This is a genomic window from Flagellimonas allohymeniacidonis (assembly GCF_004296335.1).
GTDB lineage: Bacteria > Bacteroidota > Bacteroidia > Flavobacteriales > Flavobacteriaceae > Flagellimonas > Flagellimonas allohymeniacidonis.
The window spans coordinates 1,037,165-1,059,647 of record NZ_SGIU01000001.1; the positions used below are offsets into that span (position 1 = coordinate 1,037,165).

A 22,483-nucleotide genomic window follows, 5' to 3' on the forward strand; every position below is an offset into this window, starting at 1 on the left:
ATTCCGGTTCTGTATCACCACCAAAACTAAATTTTAAACTTTGGCGTTTCTTTTTTGAAGAATTTCTGAAACATCATATCCAGCAAACTTCTTCATATATTTCGAAATCGTAGTGCCGTAAGCATCTGCCACGTCATTCTTTCCATAAGAACGAAGATACTTTTTCACATTTCCGGCACCCGCTAAATGGGCGGCCGCCAAAATTCCAGATTCCGTAATTTCAATACCTCTGATACGTTTTCCGTTAAAGCGCTTGATATCTCTTCTCAAAATCCACTTATTACGGGCAACGTTGATTTCAAACATTTTTTCTTGCAATGCTGCATCTTGTAAAAATCCTTGAATGTCATAAACACCCATCAATCGAAGGGTATTCTTTCCAAATTGATACTTTCCAAGATATCCCAATGTATTTACAATGTGATACCTCCCTTGAGACTCTTTAAAAGCCAAGGCTTCTTTAAAACCATTGAATGATTTTCCTAAGAAGGGCGGGTTAACAGCAATTTCTTCAACGGGGGTTTTCTGTTGTTGAAGAACAATAGGTTCAAGTTCTAAAGTCACTCGGAGCGATTCAGGAACTTTGGGTGATTCCTTTTTGGTTACCGAGAACGAGCCGAAACTCGTAAAGACTACAATCATGGCAAGATGTAAAGCAAAACTGGTCCATCTTTTCATAATTCACATATTTAAGAATTCACTGCCTAAGGCACCGAACCAAAATTGGCCGGCAAATATAGGAGGAGTCTTTTTTGTTAACAATGATAAAGCTCATAAGTTTTTCTTAAAACCGACCCAAATAACGTTAAACCGCTGATAATTAACGGTAAAAGCCTTTATCTACGTAAATTTTGGCTATTGAGCCATTGTATGTACTGCACCTTGTTTCGGTTGTGCTGCGCCAAAGTTTCGGCGAAACGATGATATCCGAAGTTGGAAACATCGGCCACGAAGAACAAATAGTCGTGTTTTTCGGGGTTTAACACGGCTTCTATGGAAGAAATATCGGGCATAGTGATGGGACCCGGTGGAATTCCGGCATATTTATAGGTATTGTAGGGAGAATCCATTTCCAAATCACGATACAAAACCCGTTTGATTATGGTATCGTAATTTCCGGTTTCCTTTTTAATGGCGTATATTACTGTTGGGTCCGCCTGAAGTAAAATTCTCCTTTTAAGGCGGTTGATGTAGACTCCTGCCACGCGTGGCCGTTCGTCAATCTTAACGGTCTCCTTTTGGACAATGGCAGCTAACGCAATGACCTCATTTTGCGTAAGGTTTAAATCTTTGGCTTTCTGAATACGTTCCTCGTTCCAAAACCTTTGATATTCCTTGAACATTCGGTCTCGAAAACTATGTGCAGATGTATTCCAAAAGAATTCATAGGTGTTGGGCAGGTACATACCCAGTTTAGTGTCCTGGTCAAAACCATTTCCGTTAAGAAAGCTAGATTCGTTGAATGCTTGCACTAATTCTAAACTATCCGCTTCAATCTGTTCCGAAATTCTGCCGGCCAAAGCGGGTAGCGACTCTTGATTATTGAAGGAAACCCGAACCGGAGTATTGGCACTTCTAAGGGTATTGATGATTTCGTTGTTGTTCATCCCTTTTTTAATGGCATACTTGCCTCCCTTAATATGGGTTACATACCCCTTACGTTCAGCCACGGACTCAAAAGTAGAAACACTTCGTAATAATGGTTGCAGTTGTTCCTTTACTTCAGCAAAAGTTGCATCGGAATTAATGTATACGAAAGCTTCTTCATTGTTGAATTTCGTATTTGGATTGAAAATGGCCGCATAGATCTGGTAAAAGATAAAACCGCAAATACCCAAACCCAACAGAGCTGCCGCCCAAAGAACCTTTTTAAGATACATTTGGATTTATTTTTTGATACATAATTTCGTTTTTGAAACCTTGGTTGGTCCGTACCCACTCACGCTTGAGGCCTACTTTTTCAAAACCCAATTTTTCAAAGAGGTGAATACTTGTGTGGTTGTCCTCCAAAATATTGGCATAGAGCTGGTGTAAATCGAGAATAGAGAAGGCATAATCACCAAGTATGGACAGGGCCTCGGCACCCCATCCTTTATTTCTATCTTCCGGGTTCGAAATGACCAATCCGACACCTGCCCTCCGGTTTTTGGGGTCAAAATCGAATAGATCTATCAATCCCACACAATCGTCCTCCCCGTTGCAAATACACAACCTTAGTTGTTTTACCTCATAAATATCCCGATGTGCATTATCTAGATACAATTGCAACACCTTTTTTGAATAGGGTTTTAAGGTGCCACTAACTTCCCAAATGGAAGCATCGTTCTCCAATTCGTACAAGAAATCGAGGTCCTTAGGTTCAAGGGCACGCAGTGAAATATGTTTCCCCCTTAGATTCACCATTCCAATGTTCCTTTAAAAACTTGTGTGGCAGGGCCTTTTAAATATATTTCTGTGTAACCACTATTGGCCACATCAAAACTAATTTCCAATTCACCACCCGGGGTATTGACCTGAACCTGATTCGACACGGTTTTACCTGCTCGGTGCATGGCCAAAGCCACGGCAGTCACTCCAGTTCCGCAGGAAAGGGTCTCATTCTCAACCCCGCGTTCGTAAGTTCTTACGTTAAATGAATCTGCCCCAGATTGTGAAACAAAATTGATATTGCTCCCAGGTTTTCCGTATAAACCATACCGAAGCTTCGCTCCTTCTGACGGTACGTCCATATCGTCAAGGGCATCTACCAGTTGTACATGGTGCGGAGATCCCGTATCCAGAAAACTATATTGGGGTTTCACTTTTATCTCTTCAACATCCTGCATTTTTAGCTTCACAATATCCCCTCGGATTTGAGCTGTATGAATCCCATCAATGGCAACAAAAGTGGCCTCAGTATCAATGATTCCCAAGTATTTTGCAAAGGCCACCAAACATCTCCCCCCATTACCACACATGGTACTTTCTCCCCCATCGGAATTATAGTACACCATCTTGAAATCCGTCATTCTGTCATTTTCAAGCAAGATGAGTCCGTCTGCACCCACGCCAAATCTTCGATCACAGATCTTAGCAATCAATTTGGTATCGTTTTTGGGGAAGATTTCATGGCGATTGTCGACAAGTACAAAATCGTTTCCCGTTCCTTGGTATTTGAAGAAATCCAATTTCATAATCTGATGCAAAAGAACAAATATAGGGCATTATTTAGGGAAAATTTTGTAGTTAAAAGGGAGTTAAACCGACTAAGCCAGAAATGATTTCATTTAATTTTGTTGAAGCTTATTGTTAAATAATTATTGAATTATGAAAAGAATAGCAGGATTGTTCATTGTATCCCTATTTGCAGGGGCAATTACGCTGGGAGCGTATAAACTGTTTTTTGAAAAAGACACCTACAAATGGGTGAATTCCAACGAAGAAGTTCCGTTTGTGAGCACAAGCGGATTGACCACTTCCGCCAAAGGGGCAGGAATCAACGAAGTGGATTTCACCATTGCGGCTGAAAAAACCGTTAACTCTGTAGTTCATGTAAAAAACTTGACCATCAATAAAGGTAACAACAGCATATCTGATTTCTTCTATGGGTACGAGCGCCAGCAGACTCCACAGATAGGAACGGGTTCTGGAGTTATTATCTCTCCTGATGGTTATATCGTAACTAATAATCATGTCATCGCAAATGCCAGTCAGTTGGAGGTGACCTTAAACAACAAAAAAACCTACGAGGCTGAAGTGGTCGGAGCCGATAAAGACTCCGATATTGCACTTTTAAAAATAGATGTAAATCAACCTCTTTCATATTTAGCCTTTGGAGATTCGGACAATGCCAAGGTGGGTGAATGGGTTTTGGCGGTCGGAAATCCTTTTAGTCTAACATCAACGGTCACAGCGGGCATCGTTAGCGCAAAAGCCAGGTCCTTGGGTAGAAACCAGTCCTTTATACAGACCGATGCGGCTGTTAATCCTGGAAATAGCGGCGGTGCTTTGGTCAACACCAACGGTGATCTCATTGGTATCAACACCGCTATTACCTCGCAAACAGGTTCCTATGTAGGCTATGCCTTTGCAGTGCCTAGCAATATTGCTAAAAAGGTAATAGAAGATATCATGGAGTTTGGCAACGTGCAGCGTGGGCTTTTGGGTATATCCGCGCTAAATGTCAACTCAAAACAAGCCATTGAGATGGGGCTCGACGAGGTTCAAGGCGTATATGTTTCCCAAATCACTCAGGATTCAGGAGCTGAAGAAGCCGGACTAGAGGAAGGTGACATTATCAAGCAAATAGATAATATCCGAATCAGTAAGTTTTCAGAGCTTACTGGATATCTTTCTTCAAAACGACCTGGTGATGTTGTGGACGTCATTGTGGACCGCGATGGGAGGCAAGTAACCAAACAAGTGCGGCTTAAAAAACAGCAAAGCCTCATTTTGCCTACAACCGGCTTTTTGGTTCGAAACTTGACCAAAGAGGACCAAAAGACCTTTGGAGTGAAAAGAGGAGTGAAAATTATTGACGTACCAGAAGGGTATGGTCGATATAATTTGAAAAACAAAGTAATCACCGAAGTTGACGGCAATGAAATCAACAATATTGATGACGCAAAAGAACGCTTTGATGAAATTTCAAAGTATGGCCGAACCAGCTTTACCATGGTCAATGAAAAAGGTGAAAAAGAAAGGCTCATTCTTCAATAAAATTCAAAATAATCAAACTATGAAGAGCACCCTCTTAAGGGTGTTTTTTTATGACCAAACCCTTTACGAAAACGTTTGAAATATATATTTTTGCCGAAAATTTAATAAAACTAGAATCCTACCAAATAATGAGCGACATCCGTTCCTACGAAAAAGAACTGGCGTTTCAAGCCGATAGACGAAAAGCAACTACCGAATTCATAAAAATAATCAGCGATTTATGGTACGACAGGGCCATTGAGGTGGTACTTTTCAAAAATCAGATTATTGATAAGAATGTAAGCGACATCATCAACCTGCATGAATACGCGGGGGAGTTTGTTCAAAAGCCGATTTCGATTTTTGATTCGGTGGAAATTTTAAGGGCCATCAATGATATTAACCTTCCCCCTGCCAAATTGGACATTGGTAAACTGACCTACGAATATCATTCCGAAGAAAACACCAATTTAAATGTGAAGGCCTTTGTATTGGATAAATTGACTGATGCACATGCCTCCAAAGAAATAAAACCCAAAGATGTAGTACTCTACGGTTTCGGACGTATCGGACGTTTGGTTGCCAGAGAGTTGATGGCGAAGACCGGTCGTGGAAGTCAATTGCGATTGAGGGCCGTCGTAGTACGGGGTGATTTGAGTCAAGAGGTTCTCGAGAAAAGAGCAGCCTTATTGAAAACCGATTCGGTACACGGTCAATTTATGGGAACTGTGGATATTGATGAAGAGAATGAAGCATTGATTATCAACGGAACCACAGTAAAGTTTATCAGTGCGGACAAGCCCGAAAACATAGACTATTCAAAATATGGTATTTATAATGCCTTGATTATCGATAATTCTGGAGCTTTTAGGGATAAGGCTTCTTTGTCAAGGCATTTAGAGGCCAAAGGCGCAAGTAAGGTACTGCTCACTGCCCCTGGTAAGGAGGTGCCCAACATTGTGCATGGCGTGAATCACGCGGAATTTGACCCGGATAAAATCAAAGTGTATTCTGCCGCCTCGTGTACCACTAACGCCATTACTCCTATTTTAAAGGTAATGGAGGATTCCTTGGGTATTAAGAAGGGACATATTGAAACCATTCATGCCTACACCAACGATCAAAACTTGGTGGACAATATGCACAACAAGTACCGTAGAGGTAGAGCAGCGGCCCTAAATATGGTCATTACCGAAACGGGTGCCGGTGCAGCAGTTGCAAAGGCCTTGCCCGGTTTAAAGGGAAAATTGACCTCCAATGCCATTCGTGTTCCAGTTCCCAACGGTTCACTGGCCATATTGAATCTTGAAGTGAAAACCAAAACATCCAAGGAAAGTGTCAATACCATTCTTAAAAAGTATGCCTTGGAAGGTGACTTGGTGGAACAAATCAAATACTCTTTGAGCAACGAATTGGTATCCACCGATATTGTAGGAACCTCGGCTCCCTCCATATATGACAGCAAGGCTACTTTGGTTTCCGCAGATGGCAAAAGTTTGGTCTTATATATTTGGTACGATAACGAGTTTGGTTACTCTCATCAAGTCATTCGTTTGGCTAAATATATTGCCAAGGTAAGACGGTATACCTATTATTAAAATGTGTTCTCTGGGTTGGTTCGGGTAAGGTGAAGCAGTTTTTCTTTTGATTTTTCGTTTATTGATGTAATTTCGCCCTACCCTCAATCTAAATTAAAGTATTACAACCATGAAGCGTATCGTTTTATTCGTAGCCCTGATCTTTCTTTCAGCACATTCAACCCTATCCGCACAACAACAGACTTCTACTGAGGAAGACCCAACTTTAGTGGGTCAATTTCAGGTATTGGAGAAAAAGTCCGGTAATTATAGAGCCAACGGGATTCGCTACGAAGTTATTCGTTTGGTAGACCTCAATCGAATCAAGCAAAACATTTTTGATTCTATAAATACAGCGAATAGCTCCATTAAGGACTTGACTGCTACTATTGAAGGGAACAACACTGAAATTACCAGTTTGAACGCCAAACTGCAGGAAACCACAGAAAACCTAAAAAAGGTCACCGATGAAAAAGATAGCATCTCCTTTTTTGGAGTTTTGGTCGGCAAGGCCACTTATAAAGGAATTTTATGGTCTATTATCGTTGGATTGTTATTGATGTTGTTCCTATTTATCTACAAATTCCGGAACAGTAATTTTCTTACCCAACAAGCAAAGACGGCATTGGCTGATTTAGAGCAAGAGTTTGAAGACCATAGAAGACGGGCTTTGGAGCGCGAACAGAAAATAAGTCGTAGACTACAAGACGAATTAAATAAGAGCAAAAAATAATAAAGAATGGCTTCCTAGGGAAGCCTTTTTTATTTGCATCAAGAACGTAATTGAACTTTGTAGCCAATAAGCACAATGCTGGGAATTGTTTAGTTTTGGCCCATGCAAATAAAACAGGCCAACATTTCAGATTTGGAGCTATTGGTACCTTTGTTCGATGCCTACAGACAGTTCTACGAACAAAAAACCGATAAGGATTCAGCAAGGGAATTCTTAAAGGAACGATTTCAAAAAGAAGAAAACATCGTTTTCATGGCAATGTTGAATAATCAAGCTATTGGATTTACCCAGTTATATGCAACTTTTTCATCCGTAAGCATGAAACCCTTTTATATTTTGAATGATTTGTATGTCAATTCTGAACATCGTCACATGGGAATCGGAGAGGCGCTGCTTGAGAAAGCCAAAGACCATTGTGCTAAGAAGAACTTTAAAGGTTTAGCTTTGGAGACCGCCCTCGATAACCCTGCACAAAATTTATACGAAAGGCTGGGATGGAAAAAAGATGAAGCCTATCTCCACTATTTTTGGTCAAATCCCGAATGATAAAACATTAAACCGCTGTTCGTATGCGAATCGACATCATAACGGTCCTACCGGAACTCCTAAAAAGCCCATTTGAAGCCTCGATTTTAAAAAGATCTATCGAAAAGGGTTTGGTTGAGGTCCATTTTCACAACCTTAGGGATTTTACCACCGGAAATTATCGCCAAGTGGATGATTACCAATTTGGTGGAGGGGCCGGTATGGTTTTGATGATAGAACCCATCGACAAATGTATTGCCCAACTCAAAAGCGAGCGCGAATACGATGAAGTCATTTATATGACCCCTGATGGCGATACCTTAGACCAGGGAATGGCCAATCAGCTTTCGCTAAAAAAGAATATTATTATTTTATGTGGACACTATAAAGGAGTGGACCAAAGAGTAAGGGATATGTTCATTACCCGAGAGATTTCAATAGGGGATTATGTGCTATCTGGAGGCGAATTGGGCGCTGCCGTCCTATGTGATGCCATTATTCGATTGATTCCAGGAGTTCTGAACGATGAAACTTCAGCTCTGACCGATACTTTTCAAGACAATCTATTGGCCCCGCCCGTGTATACCCGGCCAGCTTCTTATCAAGGTAGCGAAGTTCCGCAAATTCTTTTGAGCGGAGATTTTCCGAAAATTGAGAAATGGCGGGAAGAACAAGCCTTTGAAAAAACCAAGACAAAACGACCTGATTTATTAAAATGATATGGAAAATCTAGAAGCATTTTATATCCTTGGAGGAGCGATAAATGGAATATTTAAATTGATAATTGCAGCGGCTTGCGTGATTCTGCTCATTAGGGAAAGAAACCTGGCTACGATATTTATGTGTATTGGAAGTATTTTAACCATATTCTTCTCCTTGGGGAGCGTCCTTTGGACCACGCTTGCAGCAAGTCGTTCTTCAGAAGCTTTGATCCGTTCAAATGCAATTATGAACCTTGCGGCACAAATACCCGTTATCCTCTTCGCCATAGGCATATTGCTTTTTGCCCTACAATACGGTAAAAAGATTGCCCTTCTTAAAAAGCTGACTGAATAGCTTGTTGTTTACCAATATTGTGCTATTTTTGCAAGCGCAAAATCAACCTCTGACGAGAGACGTGAAAGTTGATAGTGCAAAACAAGAAAAAAAGACCAATGGAATCTTTAATAAAATTTGTAGAAAGCGAATTTATCCAAAAAAAGGATTTTCCCGAGTTTTCTTCTGGGGACACCATTACCGTTTATTATGAAATTAAGGAAGGGGAAAAGACACGTACCCAGTACTTCAAGGGAGTAGTGATACAACGAAGAGGTACCGGTGCAACAGAAACCTTTACCATTCGCAAAATGTCTGGTACGGTTGGAGTGGAAAGAATTTTTCCAATCAACATGCCTGCACTTCAAAAAATTGAAGTGAACAAAAAAGGAAAAGTACGCAGATCTAGAATCTTCTATTTCAGAGGGTTAACCGGTAAAAAAGCACGTATTAAAGAGATTAGGGGATAGTCTTCCCACCTCTTTGCAATATTGAAGGCGCCTTTTTAAAGGGCGCTTTTTTTATGAACAATTGTTAATAACAATGGTTTATAGATTGTTGATTTTTAATCAGTTGTAAAATTTGCATATCTGCATTCTTATTCTAATTTAGTGGAAGAAATAAGAAGGAGATTATATCAAAAACTTGTTTCTTTTAAAGTTGACGTTCTTTAAAATCGTTGGTTCCCTTTTAAATTGGTAACACTACTGATCTCAAAAGGTATTTCAAATCGAAGTCTGTTTCGGCAGATGGAGAAGAGAAAAACATAGGTTTCATGTGCGGGTAGAAAGCAATTTTTGCTCTGATGAAATCAGGAATCAATGAAACACTCTTCAAGATGTGGTTTAGTTGAAAAATTAAGAACATAGTGTTGAGGAAACGTCAAAGGGGCAAAGAATGCAATCTTCGGTTTGCAGATTTATGGCAACATAAATCTTGGTTCGTTGACCCTTTTAGAAAGCCATATCGGTGTTTTGCATCGATATGGCTTTTGTTTTTTCCACTTTTTTCCAAATTCTTTCATTATTTCTTGGGCCTTTATCCGACAAAGGGCATAAATTGTATATTTGCTCCGCTTAAATAGTAACAGCCCAATGCCAAAGATTTTTTATACCAAGACGGACGAAGCCCCGGCCTTGGCCACCCTTTCGTTTTTACCGATTGTAAAGGCCTTTACGCAAACCGCAGGAATTTCCATTGAAACCAAGGATATTTCTCTCGCTGGTCGTATTCTTTCTGTTTTTCCAGAATTGTTGAATGATGCCCAGAAAAAATCAGATGACCTGGCCGTACTGGGTCAACTGGCCAAAACCCCAGAGGCCAATATTATTAAGTTACCAAATATCAGCGCATCAGTACCCCAATTAAAAGAGGCCATTGAAGAATTGCAAAAAAAGGGATATCCCCTACCCGACTATCCCGATGAGCCACAATCTGATGAAGAGCGAACAATAAAGGCCCGTTATGACAAAATCAAAGGGAGCGCAGTAAATCCGGTTTTGCGCGAAGGAAATTCCGATAGAAGAGCCCCCAAGGCAATAAAGAATTATGCCAAAAAAAATCCCCACACCATGGGAGAATGGTCTTCCAGTTCCAAAACCCATGTAGCAACCATGGACCATGGGGATTTTAGGAACAATGAAAAATCGTTAACGCTACAGGAAGCTGATGAAATACGAATTGAGCTTGTAGATTATCAGGGCAATATTACCATTTTAAAAGATGATCTGACCATCCAGAAAGAAGAGGTCATCGATGCTACGGTAATGAACAAGAATGCCTTGGTTGACTTTTTCAAAAGTGAAATTGCGGATGCCAGGGAAAAGAATCTTTTGTTGTCCTTGCACTTTAAGGCGACCATGATGAAAGTGTCCGACCCCATCATCTTCGGACATGCCTTGGAGACCTATTTTTCTGATGTGTTTCAATCAAATGCGGACATTTTTGAAGACTTGGGAATAAATCCCAATAATGGACTTGAAACTTTGCTCGAAGAACTTCAGGAACTTCCCGAAGATCAACGAAACAAAATAACGAATGCAATCCAAGCCACCATTAATAATGGACCGGATTTGGCGATGGTAAATTCCGATAAAGGTATTACCAACCTACATGTGCCCAGCGACATCATCATTGATGCTTCCATGCCGGCGATGATTCGGAATTCTGGCAAAATGTGGGACAAAAATGGACAACTACAAGATACCAAAGCGATTATTCCTGATAGTAGCTATTCTGGAATCTATCAAGCAACTATAGACTTTTGCAAGCAACACGGTGCCTTTGATCCTAAAACTATGGGAACAGTTCCCAACGTGGGTCTTATGGCCCAAAAGGCAGAGGAGTATGGGTCTCATGACAAAACTTTTGAAGTACAAAAAGAAGGAGAAGTACGGGTGGTAAGCAAATCCACCGATTCTGTTTTACTCACGCACAAAGTTGAAAAGGGCGATATTTGGCGTATGTGCCAAGTAAAGGATGCCCCTATTCGCGACTGGGTGAGATTGGCCGTCTCCAGAGCCAGAGCTACCCAAACCCCAACTGTATTTTGGTTGGATAAAGAAAGGGCCCATGACGCTGAATTGATTAAAAAAGTAGAGAGCTACTTGCCATTGGAAGATACCAAAGGGCTCGATATACGGATATTATCTCCAGTTGAGGCCACAAAATTTACCCTTAAAAGAATAAAGGAAGGCAAAGACACCATTTCGGTAACAGGAAATGTGCTCCGGGATTACTTGACGGACTTGTTTCCCATCCTAGAGGTGGGCACCAGTGCCAAAATGTTGTCGATTGTACCCTTAATGAACGGAGGAGGCCTGTTCGAAACAGGTGCCGGAGGCTCTGCCCCTAAACACGTTGAACAATTTTTGGAAGAAGGGCATTTACGATGGGATTCCTTGGGTGAGTTTTTGGCATTGGGGGTTTCATTGGAGTTTTATGGTGAAAAAAACAAAAACCCAAAAGCCCTGGTACTCGCCGAAGCCTTGGATGAGGCTACCGAGCAATTTTTGGACAATAAGAAATCTCCTTCCCGTAAGGTGAACGAACTGGATACAAGAGGGAGTCACTTCTATTTAACCCTATATTGGGCGGAGCAATTGGCAAATCAAAACAAGGACCTGGAACTCAAAGAAACGTTCGGTAAGATTTACGAACAACTTTCCCAGAACGAATCTTTGATCCATAAACAATTGCTGGATGCCCAAGGCGCTCAGGTAGATTTGGGGGGGTATTATCTGCCAAGCCAGGAATTGGCTTCCCATGCTATGAGGCCAAGTGTTATTTTCAACGAAATTCTTGATTCACTGAATTAGTTAAGGGATTAAGAAACTGTTAAACCCATCGGTTTAATGGGATGATTTTCTATTTTAGGCAACCTATTCCCAAAATGGGCTAGATTCATGCGCAAGATAGTTGCCCTTTTCACTCTTACGATTCTTTTTGGCTGCGAAGACGTAATTCAAGTTGACTTTCCGACCTCAGAATCACGATTGGTGATTGATGCTCTTATCGGTTTCAATCAAAGTAATGGAGACCCCATTGTGGTGGGAGAGGTAAGACTTACCTTGACCGCACCTTTCTTACGAGAGGGGGTTCCTCCGGCTGACAACGCAACCGTGGAAATCATTGATGAACAAACCGGTCAGTCTTATCCTCTCAACGAAAATGAACCCGGAGTTTTCAATACCGGTTTCCCAGATTTACAATTCGATAGGAACTATACCTTAATTGTGACCTATCAAGGTGAAACATACACTGCCTCGGAAAGACTGAGTGCCTCCCCTACTTTGGTAGGTCTGGAACAAGGGGAGGACTTTTTGTTTGATGAGGAAGAAGAAACTGAAGTGTTGGTCACCTTCACGGATATTCCAAACGAACGAAATCATTATCTTTTTTCATTTGGCTTTGACAATTTTTTGGTAATTGATGATGAGTTCTTTCAAGACAGTCAACTAACTTTCTCCTATTTTTATGAAAATGTGGACCCGGGTGACCTATTGACAGTCACTGTTTTTGGAATAGATGAAAGATTCGCCAATTTTATGGAGCAGGCCCTCACACAATCGGGAGAAAATGGAGGAGGCCCATTTGCCCTGCCCACTGCGATGGTCAGGGGAAATATTATCAATAACACCAATTCTGATAACTTCCCATTTGGGTATTTCGCAATCAGTGAGTTCGACGTCGATTTTTTAACAGTGGAATAAGAGTATTCCTATTGATTTATACGAAATAAATTCTCTACTTTTAAGTAAAACCAAGCGCATGCCCAAAAAACAGACTCTCCTCCTGTACATTTTTCTTTTACTTACTTTACAAACCTTCTCTCAAACAAAATATACGATTAGCGGCACCATCAGGGAAGCTGCCAGTAACGAAACCATGATCGGCGTCACCATTGCCGTGCCCGAGCTTCGTACCGGTACTACAACCAATGAGTATGGGTTCTATTCGTTGACTCTTCCCGAAGGGGAATACAACATTTCCGTTTCGTATTTGGGTTTTAGCGATATTTCGCAAACTGTTTCCTTAAACTCCAACCAACGCTTCGATTTTAAACTGCAAATGGAAACGGAGGAACTCGATGAGGTGGTTGTTACAGAAAATGCCGAGCGAACTGATATTCGCAAGCCCCAGATGAGTGTAAATACCCTCGCCGTTACTACAATAAAGCAAATTCCAGTTGTATTGGGCGAAGCAGATGTCATAAAATCCTTGATATTACTTCCAGGGGTGACCAACGCAGGAGAAGCCTCTTCCGGATTCAATGTTCGAGGGGGGGCAGCCGATCAGAATTTGATTCTGTTGGATGAAGCTACTATATTCAATTCATCCCACTTATTCGGATTTTTCTCTGTTTTTAATCCAGATGCCATTAAGGATATTAAGCTTTTCAAAGGAGGAATTCCCGCTCGATATGGCGGTAGAGTGTCTTCTGTGCTCGAAATATTTCAACGGGAAGGAAACAGCAAGGAGACCAAGGTAACCGGAGGTATTGGTGCCGTGGCCAGCCGCCTGCTGGTTGAAGGGCCCATTACAAAAGATAGAACAGCTTTTCTCGCTGGTGGCCGTGCTTCTTACGCCCATTTATTTTTGCCACTGTTCGACATTGACAATCGCGCATACTTTTATGATGTCAATACAAAGTTCAGCCATAAAATCAATGAAAGGAACAACATTTATCTTTCAGGTTATTTTGGAAGGGATCTCTTCAGTATCAACGACAACTTTGTGAACACTTATGGGAATGCGGTGGGTAATTTCAGATGGACCCACTTGTTCTCTGATAAGCTCTTCTCCAACCTCTCCCTCATTTATTCCGATTATTTCTACGGTCTAGAATTGGATTTTGTTGGCTTTGAATGGGACTCGGGGATTCAAAACTTTAATGTCAAGTACGACTTGAAGCACTACATCAGTGATAAACTCCAAATCAACTACGGCCTTAACAACACCTATTATGTTTTCAATCCTGGTAAAATAAAGCCCAATAGTCCAGATTCAGGTATTGTAGAGGAACAATTGACTAAAAAATACGCCAACGAAAACGCCATATACATTGATGTGGAACATGAAATTTCGGATAGACTAAGCGTGGGGTACGGGTTACGGGCCAGTCAATTCAATCGCTTTGGGCAAGATGAGTTTTTTGTATACGAGAACAACAACCCAGTGATTTTTGACCCCTTTACCTTGGTGTATCAAGAGGCCATACCCATTGATACCATTAGCCCCGGGCGAGGTGGTACACTTCGAAAATTCTTCAACTTCGAACCAAGGGTTTCCATGGCCTATAATTTCAACAACAAGAGCTCCATTAAAATGAGCTTCACCCGCTTGGCCCAATACCTTCACCTATTGTCCAATACAAGCTCACCAACACCTTTAGATGTTTGGACGCCCAGTGGTCCGTTTGTCGAACCACAATTACTCAACCAATACGCAGCGGGATACTTTAAGGATATAAACGATGGAGAGTATTCGCTCGAAATTGAAGGGTTTTATAAGGACATAGAAAATCGAATTGACTACATTGATGGGGCCGACCTCATAGCAAACAACGCCATTGAACAAGTGATTCTCAATGGAGAGGCACGCGCTTACGGTCTTGAATTTTTGTTGCGTAAGAATAAGGGGAGGTTAACAGGTTGGTTGGCCTACACCCTTTCCCGATCGGAACAACGGACCCCAGGAAGGACCCCAACCTTTGATAATGGAAGGTCTAATTTGGAAACGGGCATCAATTTTGGAGAATGGTACAGCACCCCGTTTGATAAAACGCATGATATAGCCCTGTACGGCAACTATGAGGTGAACGACAAATGGAGTTTCAACGCAAACTTTATTTATCAAACCGGACAGCCCACCAATTACCCTATTGGACAATTCGAATTCCAGGGCTTGGTAGTCCCCTATTTTGGGCGAAGAAACCAAGAACGCTTGCCAGACTATCACAGAATTGATGTTTCCGCTACTTTGACACCCAGAAAAAATAAAGGCAGGAAGTTACAGGGCGAATGGGTCTTCAGCATTTATAACCTCTATAGCAGAAGGAATGCTGCGTCAATCAATTTCAGACAAAACCAAGACACCGGAAGAAACGAGGCCATACGAACATCCATTTTTGGCATCGTTCCCTCGGTGACCTATAATTTTAAATTCTAACATGAAAAAGATGTTCGGTATGGTGCTCTTGCTTTTTCTCACCTCCTCTTGTGAGGACGTGGTAGAGGTGGATGTGCCTTCCGAAAACCCTAGACTCATTGTAAATGCCCTTATTCGGGTAAATCCTGATTCTCAAACTTTTACGTACAGGGTGAAGGTGAGTCTGACTGACTCATTCTTTGGCGAAATTCCGGTGACAAATCTTACACAAATTACCATCGGTGGTGCTATTCTAGTGGATATCAATAATCCGGGTTCGGGAATTTACGAAGCCACAAGATCAACTGAAAGCCTGCTGCCGGACCAACAATTGATTTTGCAATTGACCTGGGAAGATAGACGGTACTTTGCATGGACTAACTATTCCCCCTCAGTTCCCATTGATGACCTTCAAATTGGTGATGGCACCTTGTTTGATGAAGATGATACTGAAGTCATTGTAACCTTCACCGATGACCCAGACCGAGCAAATTTTTATGTTTTCGACTTTGGCTTTGGGAATTTTGCAACCACAGATGATGAATTTATACAAGGCCAACAGCAAACCTTCTCTTATTTTTATGATGAAAATCTCGAATCTGGTGATGAATTGACGGTAAAAATTTTAGGAGCCGACCAGGAATTTTTTAATTATATGAATAGTTTGATTGAGCAGACAGAGGACGATTTCGGGGTTTTTGAGACCCCGGCCGCCACAATTCGCGGAAATATTTTTGATGTCACGGATTTGGACAATATTGATGTTTTTGACAATGTAGAGCAGCCAGAGTTGTTTCCATTGGGTTTTTTTGCCGTTGTTGAGGAGTATCAAAGAACTATTACAATACCATAAGTATTATGACAATAAATAAACTATTAACCCTAATTGCAATTTGTCTTCTTTCTTTTTCCTGTGAAGATGTAGTACAAATTGATGTACCTTCCGAGGATCCCAGACTCATTGTGAATGCGGTTTTAAGAGTGGATGAAAGCGAGGAATTTGTTCCTGTGGAAGTAAGCGTAACGGAAACCAGTGCATTTTTTGGTGAAACTCCTGTCACCAATGTGGAAAGTGCCGTTATTTTCTATGGTGTGCCCCTTGAGGATCAACCCGATTTGTTCGAGTCAATATTTGTATCCAACCTGACCGAGGTAGACCCAGGTAGCGGAATTTTGGTGCCCGACCCCAATTTTTCTGGGGACCAACGTATTCGAACCCAAAACGTGACCCCCAATACCGATTTTATTCTTTTGATTACTTTTCAAGATAGGGAGTACGCCGCTCGTACCACCTATCAACAGGCCGTGCCTTTTGACGATGTACGACAAGGCGATGAGATTTTGTTTGATGAAGATGACATTGAAATCGAAATTACCATTACCGATACCCCCGATGTTCGGAATTTCTACATTTTGGATTTCGATTTTGGGGAGTTTTTGGCCTTGGATGATGAGTTTTTTGATGGTCAGCAATTTCAGTTTTCCTATTTCTATGAACAAGATCTACAGCCAGGAAGCGAAGTTGAAATTAGTATTCTTGGTGCTGACCAGGATTTTTTCAACTATGTCGATTTGATTGTGGAGCAAACCCAAGATGATGGTGGGGTATTTGAAACACCGGCCGCTACCGTTCGAGGCAATATTTTCGATGTAACCGATTTGGACAACATTTTTGTATTTGATAATGTACAACAACCGGAAGTGTTTCCTTTAGGCTATTTCGCCGTGGTACAAGAATTCAGACAGACTTTGACAATAGAGTAATTATAAAAAGGCGTACAGCACCAACACGATACCAATACCTGTCAAACCTTGGATCAAGCTTCCAAGCGTATGCCCTCTTAAGGCATTTTTTACATTGATATTGGAAAATTGGGAAACCACCCAAAAGTAACTATCGTTGATATGCGAAACGGTCATTGCTCCGGCCCCGATAGCTAAAACCGCTAGCGCTTTATCAGTAACCGTAAGCAAGCCAAAGGTATCCAATAGTGGTGCGATGATGGCCGCAGTAGTAATGATGGCCACCGTGGAGGAACCTTGGGCTGTTTTCAATACCGCAGCGATGACGAAGGTTATCAATAGACCCCCCAGTCCTGAATTGGATTGTAAATCAATTACCGAGGCGATGTCAACCGTTCTGAGTACCGCACCAAAAGCACCCCCGGTACCTGTAATCAAAACAATAACCCCTGCCTGCTTCAAAGCTTCGGGTATCCAGCTTGTTTTTTCTTTGGATGGCACCTTTCTCCCAAGAAAGAAGGCAAAAAATACACCAATCAATAAAGCTATTATCGGATTTCCCAAAAAATCAACAATCTTAAAAACCAGTCCCTGTCCCAATGGGTAGGTGGGATAATTAACTATTGATTTAAGTGCAATAAGTACGATAGGAGACAGTAATGGCAAGAACGCCATATAGGGACGAATCCCTAAGTCTTCCACCTCATCTCCAACAGTTTCTTCGGTCTTTTTCTCCTCCATTTTTAAGGATTTTCCAATAAATGTGGCCCAAAAATATCCGGAAAGGGAAACCGGTAAGGACACTACCAGTCCCAAAATCAGTACCATTCCCAAATCCGCATCGAGAATTGCCGCTGCTGCCAAGGGGCCGGGGGTTGGAGGCACAAAGACATGAGCCGCATAAAGCCCCATCGATAATGAAATGGCAAAAACCAAAATCGGGATACCGCTTTTTTTGCTCAAGGCCTTGTGCAGAGAAGAAAGAATGATAAATCCCGAGTCGCAAAAAACAGGGATGGAAACTATATATCCAGCCAAATTAATAGCCAATGGGGATCTTTTGGTTCCAATAAGTTTTAAAACGCTGCTCGCCAAAAGTTTTGTACTTCCTGTTTTCTCCAAATAAATACCAATGACGCTTCCGAAGGCAATAACCAATGCTATTCCTGACAATGTTTTTCCAAAACCCTCTCCCAAGGCCTTGATAATCTCATTAGGGGAGAGCCCCAATAAAAATCCTGAAACTATTGCGGCAATGGTCAATGAAAAAACGGGATGCATTTTAAAACGGATGGTGGCGACAATAATGAAAAGGACCACCAATAGAAGTATGAGAAGAACCATGCCTTATGAACGAATATCTTGCCTAAATATAAAGCAATATGCCTATTTTCGTTGTAATGCGCACAGATAAAAAATTATTGGTCAAGGGAATCAAATGTATTGGTTATACCACTGGGTTGATGTTCTTGGCTCCTTTTGTCATTTATCAAGCTTTTAAGAATCAAGACCATCCAGCCTACATCCCAGTTTTGATTGTTGGACTGATTTTGGCCGCAGCCGCAATCGGCTTTGGTTTTTATTCCATCAAAGTCTTTATGGATGCCCTTTTTGGAAAAGGTCAGAAATAGACCGAAGTTAATTTTTAATGGGATTGGGATTCTTCCATTTGTTGCTCAAAAGCGCATAATCATAATCAAGCACCGATTCTTGACGTTCCAATCGTTTGGCGGCGAATGCCCGTTGTAAAATATCTTCGATCAAATAATCCTCATGTATGCGTTCGGGATGAAACTCCTCCTTTATACTGATTTTGAAAGCCTTGGCCGTGGTGTTGTACCAAAACGCCCTCCAACCACTCCGCAGTTCCTTGACCAAACTAAATGCGGTTTTTCCAGTCTGGCGATAAATCAACTTGACCAAAATTTGCCCCTCTGTTCGGGTCAGCTTCTTCAGTTCCTCGGAGAACTCCCCTTCAATGTATTTTTGAACCTTTTTGGTATATCGCTTTTTTTGTCTTCTCTTTTTAATTTTGGTAAGGCTGTCGTTTAGTTCCACCAACCGCTCAGCTGCCAATTTTGCATAGGGATATACCTTTAAGGTCTTTCTTCTTAAAATATAATAGCGGAGTTTTTCATTTCGATTGGCAAATTCAAGCTTGCTGAAAATGAATACCTCATCAAGCTCAATGGAACTTCTTAGAATGGAGTCGCCCTCAAAGCGAACGTAATAGTCAGTAATGGTGTCCTTTGGGGTTTCTTGCGAAAACCCGACAACAACAACCAATAGAAAAATGATGTTTAAAAGGTGGCGAACCATCTAATTTCTTTAACAAAGATCTCGCCAAAATTAAGGATAAAGCTAGGAATTGGCTATTAAATAAAAGTGAATATTGTTATGTTTGTGGACTAAAGTTCTTTTATGGCAACACCTAAAATCATTACCGATTCATCTTTAAAATTCTTTGAAAAATACCTGAACAATGCCTCGCCAACGGGCTACGAATGGGAGGGTCAGAAGATATGGATGGACTACTTAAAACCCTATGTGGATGAATTTATTACCGATACCTACGGTACCGCCGTTGCCATAATCAATCCTGAAGCAGAGTACAAAGTTGTCATTGAGGGGCACTCCGATGAGATTTCATGGTATGTCAATTATATCACCGACAACGGTTTATTATATGTCATCCGAAATGGAGGAAGCGACCATCAGATTGCGCCCTCAAAATGGGTGAATATCCATACCAAAAATGGCATTGTAAAAGGTGTTTTTGGATGGCCCGCCATACATACCCGTAAGGCCGGTAAGGAGGAACCACCAAAACTGGACAACATCTTTATCGATATAGGTGCCAAGGACAAGGAGGAAGTGGAAAAAATGGGAGTGCATGTCGGTTGTGTAATCACTTATCCTGATGAATTCAACATCCTTAATGGCGATAAATTTGTTTGTCGCGCTCTGGACAATCGTGCCGGTGGTTTTATGATTGCTGAAGTTGCACGCCTGCTGTATGAAAACAAAAAGAAACTCCCTTTTGGACTGTACATCACAAATTCTGTACAAGAGGAGATTGGTCTGCGCGGAGCCGAAATGATCACCCAAACGATAAAACCCAATGTGGCTATTGTCACCGACGTAACCCACGACACCACTACTCCAATGATTGAGAAAAAGGTACAGGGGGATTGTGCCATTGGCAAGGGACCGGTGGTTTCCTATGCACCGGCAGTACAGCAGAAATTAAGAGAGCGAATCATAGAGACCGCCGAGGCAAAAGACATTCCTTTTCAAAGACAGGCCTCCTCGAGATATACTGGGACGGATACAGACGCATTTGCCTACAGCAATGGTGGTGTGGCATCCGCACTGATTTCCCTTCCGTTGCGTTACATGCACACTACGGTGGAATCGGTTCACAAGGATGACGTTGAAAATGTGATTCGCCTGATCTATGAAACTTTACTGACCATCAAAGCAGGGGAAACCTTCAGTTATTTCGATTAAAGCTCAAAAACGTTGAATTTTCTCATTAAATCATAACATCAAACTCCGCTGCACCTGATGTAAGAAAACATAAGCTATGGATGAAATGGTCGACCTCCTCGATGAGAAAGGGAACTACTTGGGCAAGTCGATTTTAAAATCGGAAGCCCATCGAAAAGGGCTTTACCATCCAACCGTCCATGTGTGGTGCTATACATCAAAAGGTCAAATTTTGTTGCAACTTCGCGGTAAAGATAAAGCCACTTTTCCCTTAAAGTGGGACGTCTCGGTTGCGGGTCATGTAGGGACAGGAGAATCTCTTGAAGTAGCTGCCGTGCGTGAGGTACAAGAAGAAATCGGGCTTAAGATATCACAGCTGGAACTTGAAAAAATTGCCGTTTTCAGAACCGAAAACCGTCATTCGGAATCGCTAATGGACCGAGAGTTCAACCACACCTATTTATGCCGATTGGATGCAAGGGCAAAATTGCAAAAACAAGAAAGCGAAGTCGCAGATTTACGATGGTTTTCACTGAATCACTTCAAGGAATGGGTAGAGGAGAATCACACCGACTTGGTACCCAATTCGGGAGGACGGTACGAAAGAGTCATCGAAGAAATTGAATCAAGAATTTAGGTCTTGTACAAAAGCTAAGGGGTTTTGAAGCTCATAGGCCTTTTGCTCCCCACTCGTCATGTTCTTCACCACAAATTGTCCTTCAGACAGCTCTTTTTCCCCAAGTAAGATGACGTAAGGCACCTTTCTTTTATCGGCATACTTAAATTGTTTCTGGACTTTTGCCGCTGATGGATACAAATCTGCCCGCAGTCCTTTGGAGCGCAATTGAGTGATAAGTTTTAAAGCAGCCTTCCCTTCTTTCTCCCCGAAATTAAGACAAAGTACATCCAATGAAACTGAAACCTCTTCAGGAAACAAGTCTAATTCTTCAAGTACCAAATAAATGCGATCTAATCCGAAGGAAATACCCACACCGCTGATATCTTTAAGTCCAAAAATTCCAGTCAGGTCATCATAACGGCCGCCGCCGCCGATGGACCCCATGCTCACGCCTTCGGGAGCACTAACCTCGAAAATAGCGCCGGTATAGTAGTTTAATCCACGGGCCAGAGTGACATCCAATTGCAATTTTGAAGTTTGAAGTCCAAGTTCGTTTACCGAATTGATGATTTCTTCCAATTCATCTACCCCTTGCATCCCTATTTCAGATTCCCTTAAAAGATTTTTTAAAACTTCCAATTGATCTTCATTTGGGCCAGAAAGACCAAACAATGGGGATGCTTTTAGAATAGCGGTTTCAGAAATTCCCTTGTCCAGCATCTCCTGTTTTACCCCATCCTGTCCTATCTTATCCAATTTATCCAAGGCCACGGTAAAATCGACCAACAAGTTTTTGGCCCCTATCACTTCGGCAATTCCGTAGAGTACCTTGCGATTGTTGATTTTAATGGTAGTCCCCTTTAAACCCAATTCTGAAAAGACCAGGTCGTATAACTGCACCAACTCTGCTTCCTGCAAAAGTGAATTAGACCCCACCACATCAGCATCGCACTGATAAAACTCGCGAAAACGTCCTTTTTGCGGCCTATCTGCTCGCCAAACCGGTTGAATTTGATAACGCTTAAACGGAAAGTCGATTTCATTTTGATGCATCACCACATAACGTGCAAAGGGAACGGTAAGATCGTAACGCAAGGCCTTATCCGTAATTTTTGGAGCAAGGCTGCTCGATTTTTTCGAACTGTAAGTGACATCATCCACTTTGGAGATAAAATCGCCCGAATTCAAGATTTTAAAAATCAAACGGTCACCTTCTTCCCCATACTTGCCCAACAAAGTCTCAGAATTTTCAAAGGATGGGGTTTCTATGGACTGAAACCCGTACAGTTCAAAATTCTTTTTGATGGTATTGATGATGTAGTTGCGCTTGGCAACCTCGATAGGTGAAAAATCGCGGGTCCCTTTGGGTATGGATGGTTTTTGTGGCATGAAATCAAAATCTCGTGCAAATATACATTGTTCGCCCAAACATCAATT

At 41.6% G+C, this 22,483-nt stretch carries 22 protein-coding genes; 15 read left to right on the top strand and 7 right to left on the bottom strand.

Annotated elements, in window-relative coordinates; genetic code table 11:
* Positions 1–33 precede the first annotated feature (33 nt).
* The 4 genes from EW142_RS04650 to dapF form a co-directional block, all read right to left on the bottom strand.
* A complete protein-coding gene (locus tag EW142_RS04650; RefSeq protein WP_130610328.1) occupies positions 34–678 on the bottom strand; it encodes a lysozyme family protein in 645 nt (214 codons plus the stop codon).
* Between the two features lie 158 nt (positions 679–836).
* Entirely contained in the window at positions 837–1,880 is a 1,044-nt protein-coding gene (gene mltG, locus EW142_RS04655; RefSeq protein ID WP_130610331.1) for an endolytic transglycosylase MltG, read from the bottom strand.
* Positions 1,870–2,403 carry a GNAT family N-acetyltransferase gene (locus EW142_RS04660; RefSeq protein WP_130610334.1) on the bottom strand — a complete coding sequence of 178 codons (534 nt, stop codon included), beginning with the start codon at positions 2,401–2,403 and terminating at the stop codon, positions 1,870–1,872. Before EW142_RS04660 ends, mltG begins: the two co-directional genes overlap by 11 nt.
* A complete protein-coding gene (dapF, locus tag EW142_RS04665; RefSeq protein WP_130610336.1) occupies positions 2,397–3,173 on the bottom strand; it encodes a diaminopimelate epimerase in 777 nt (258 codons plus the stop codon). Before dapF ends, EW142_RS04660 begins: the two co-directional genes overlap by 7 nt.
* 133 nt (positions 3,174–3,306) lie before the next feature.
* Between dapF and EW142_RS04670 the strand changes: the two genes are divergently transcribed.
* The 12 genes from EW142_RS04670 to EW142_RS04725 all read left to right on the top strand — a co-directional run bounded on the left by EW142_RS04670 (position 3,307) and on the right by EW142_RS04725 (position 16,959).
* Positions 3,307–4,698, top strand: coding sequence for a S1C family serine protease (locus EW142_RS04670; RefSeq protein WP_130610339.1), 1,392 nt, complete (start codon positions 3,307–3,309; stop codon positions 4,696–4,698).
* A gap of 128 nt (positions 4,699–4,826) precedes the next feature.
* The gene (locus EW142_RS04675; RefSeq protein ID WP_130610342.1) at positions 4,827–6,275 is read left to right on the top strand and encodes a glyceraldehyde-3-phosphate dehydrogenase; all 1,449 of its coding nucleotides are present in this window, start codon (positions 4,827–4,829) and stop codon (positions 6,273–6,275) included.
* Positions 6,276–6,384: 109 nt separating this feature from the next.
* Entirely contained in the window at positions 6,385–6,987 is a 603-nt protein-coding gene (locus EW142_RS04680; RefSeq protein WP_130610345.1) for a coiled-coil domain-containing protein, read from the top strand.
* Between the two features lie 102 nt (positions 6,988–7,089).
* The gene (locus EW142_RS04685; RefSeq protein WP_130610348.1) at positions 7,090–7,533 is read left to right on the top strand and encodes a GNAT family N-acetyltransferase; all 444 of its coding nucleotides are present in this window, start codon (positions 7,090–7,092) and stop codon (positions 7,531–7,533) included.
* 23 nt (positions 7,534–7,556) lie between these two features.
* Positions 7,557–8,231 carry a tRNA (guanosine(37)-N1)-methyltransferase TrmD gene (gene trmD / locus EW142_RS04690; RefSeq protein WP_130610351.1) on the top strand — a complete coding sequence of 225 codons (675 nt, stop codon included), beginning with the start codon at positions 7,557–7,559 and terminating at the stop codon, positions 8,229–8,231.
* A gap of 1 nt (position 8,232) precedes the next feature.
* The gene (locus EW142_RS04695; RefSeq protein ID WP_130610354.1) at positions 8,233–8,568 is read left to right on the top strand and encodes a hypothetical protein; all 336 of its coding nucleotides are present in this window, start codon (positions 8,233–8,235) and stop codon (positions 8,566–8,568) included.
* A gap of 98 nt (positions 8,569–8,666) precedes the next feature.
* Positions 8,667–9,017, top strand: coding sequence for a 50S ribosomal protein L19 (rplS, locus tag EW142_RS04700; protein ID WP_130610356.1), 351 nt, complete (start codon positions 8,667–8,669; stop codon positions 9,015–9,017).
* A 624-nt stretch (positions 9,018–9,641) separates the two neighbouring features.
* Complete coding sequence (locus tag EW142_RS04705) at positions 9,642–11,864, top strand: NADP-dependent isocitrate dehydrogenase (RefSeq protein ID WP_130610359.1); 2,223 nt, start codon at positions 9,642–9,644, stop codon at positions 11,862–11,864.
* Positions 11,865–11,951: 87 nt separating this feature from the next.
* Positions 11,952–12,758 (top strand): DUF4249 family protein, encoded by an 807-nt coding sequence (locus EW142_RS04710; protein ID WP_130610362.1) that lies wholly within the window; start codon positions 11,952–11,954, stop codon positions 12,756–12,758.
* A 58-nt stretch (positions 12,759–12,816) separates the two neighbouring features.
* On the top strand, positions 12,817–15,216 hold the full coding sequence (locus tag EW142_RS04715) for a TonB-dependent receptor (RefSeq protein WP_130610365.1): 2,400 nt from the start codon (positions 12,817–12,819) through the stop codon (positions 15,214–15,216).
* Position 15,217: 1 nt separating this feature from the next.
* Positions 15,218–16,048 carry a DUF4249 family protein gene (locus tag EW142_RS04720; protein ID WP_130610368.1) on the top strand — a complete coding sequence of 277 codons (831 nt, stop codon included), beginning with the start codon at positions 15,218–15,220 and terminating at the stop codon, positions 16,046–16,048.
* A gap of 5 nt (positions 16,049–16,053) precedes the next feature.
* The gene (locus tag EW142_RS04725) at positions 16,054–16,959 is read left to right on the top strand and encodes a DUF4249 family protein (protein ID WP_240740158.1); all 906 of its coding nucleotides are present in this window, start codon (positions 16,054–16,056) and stop codon (positions 16,957–16,959) included.
* Here the strand turns inward: EW142_RS04725 and EW142_RS04730 are convergent, their stop codons facing one another.
* Positions 16,960–18,282, bottom strand: coding sequence for a GntP family permease (locus tag EW142_RS04730; protein ID WP_130610371.1), 1,323 nt, complete (start codon positions 18,280–18,282; stop codon positions 16,960–16,962).
* 56 nt (positions 18,283–18,338) lie between these two features.
* Between EW142_RS04730 and EW142_RS04735 the strand changes: the two genes are divergently transcribed.
* Positions 18,339–18,569 carry a DUF6095 family protein gene (locus tag EW142_RS04735; RefSeq protein WP_130610373.1) on the top strand — a complete coding sequence of 77 codons (231 nt, stop codon included), beginning with the start codon at positions 18,339–18,341 and terminating at the stop codon, positions 18,567–18,569.
* A 7-nt stretch (positions 18,570–18,576) separates the two neighbouring features.
* Here EW142_RS04735 and EW142_RS04740 read toward each other — a convergent pair whose 3' ends face one another.
* Positions 18,577–19,257: a DUF4294 domain-containing protein gene (locus tag EW142_RS04740; protein ID WP_130610376.1), complete on the bottom strand. Its 681-nt coding sequence runs from the start codon at positions 19,255–19,257 to the stop codon at positions 18,577–18,579.
* A gap of 102 nt (positions 19,258–19,359) precedes the next feature.
* Here EW142_RS04740 and EW142_RS04745 point away from each other — a divergent pair, with 102 nt between their 5' ends.
* Together EW142_RS04745 and EW142_RS04750 are read left to right on the top strand one after the other, a co-directional pair.
* Complete coding sequence (locus EW142_RS04745) at positions 19,360–20,448, top strand: M42 family metallopeptidase (RefSeq protein WP_130610379.1); 1,089 nt, start codon at positions 19,360–19,362, stop codon at positions 20,446–20,448.
* Positions 20,449–20,524: 76 nt separating this feature from the next.
* Positions 20,525–21,064, top strand: a complete 540-nt coding sequence (locus tag EW142_RS04750) for an NUDIX hydrolase (RefSeq protein ID WP_130610382.1) — start codon at positions 20,525–20,527, stop codon at positions 21,062–21,064.
* Here EW142_RS04750 and hisS read toward each other — a convergent pair.
* Positions 21,053–22,435: a histidine--tRNA ligase gene (gene hisS, locus EW142_RS04755; RefSeq protein WP_130610385.1), complete on the bottom strand. Its 1,383-nt coding sequence runs from the start codon at positions 22,433–22,435 to the stop codon at positions 21,053–21,055. The genes EW142_RS04750 and hisS overlap by 12 nt on opposite strands.
* Positions 22,436–22,483: the final 48 nt, after the last annotated feature.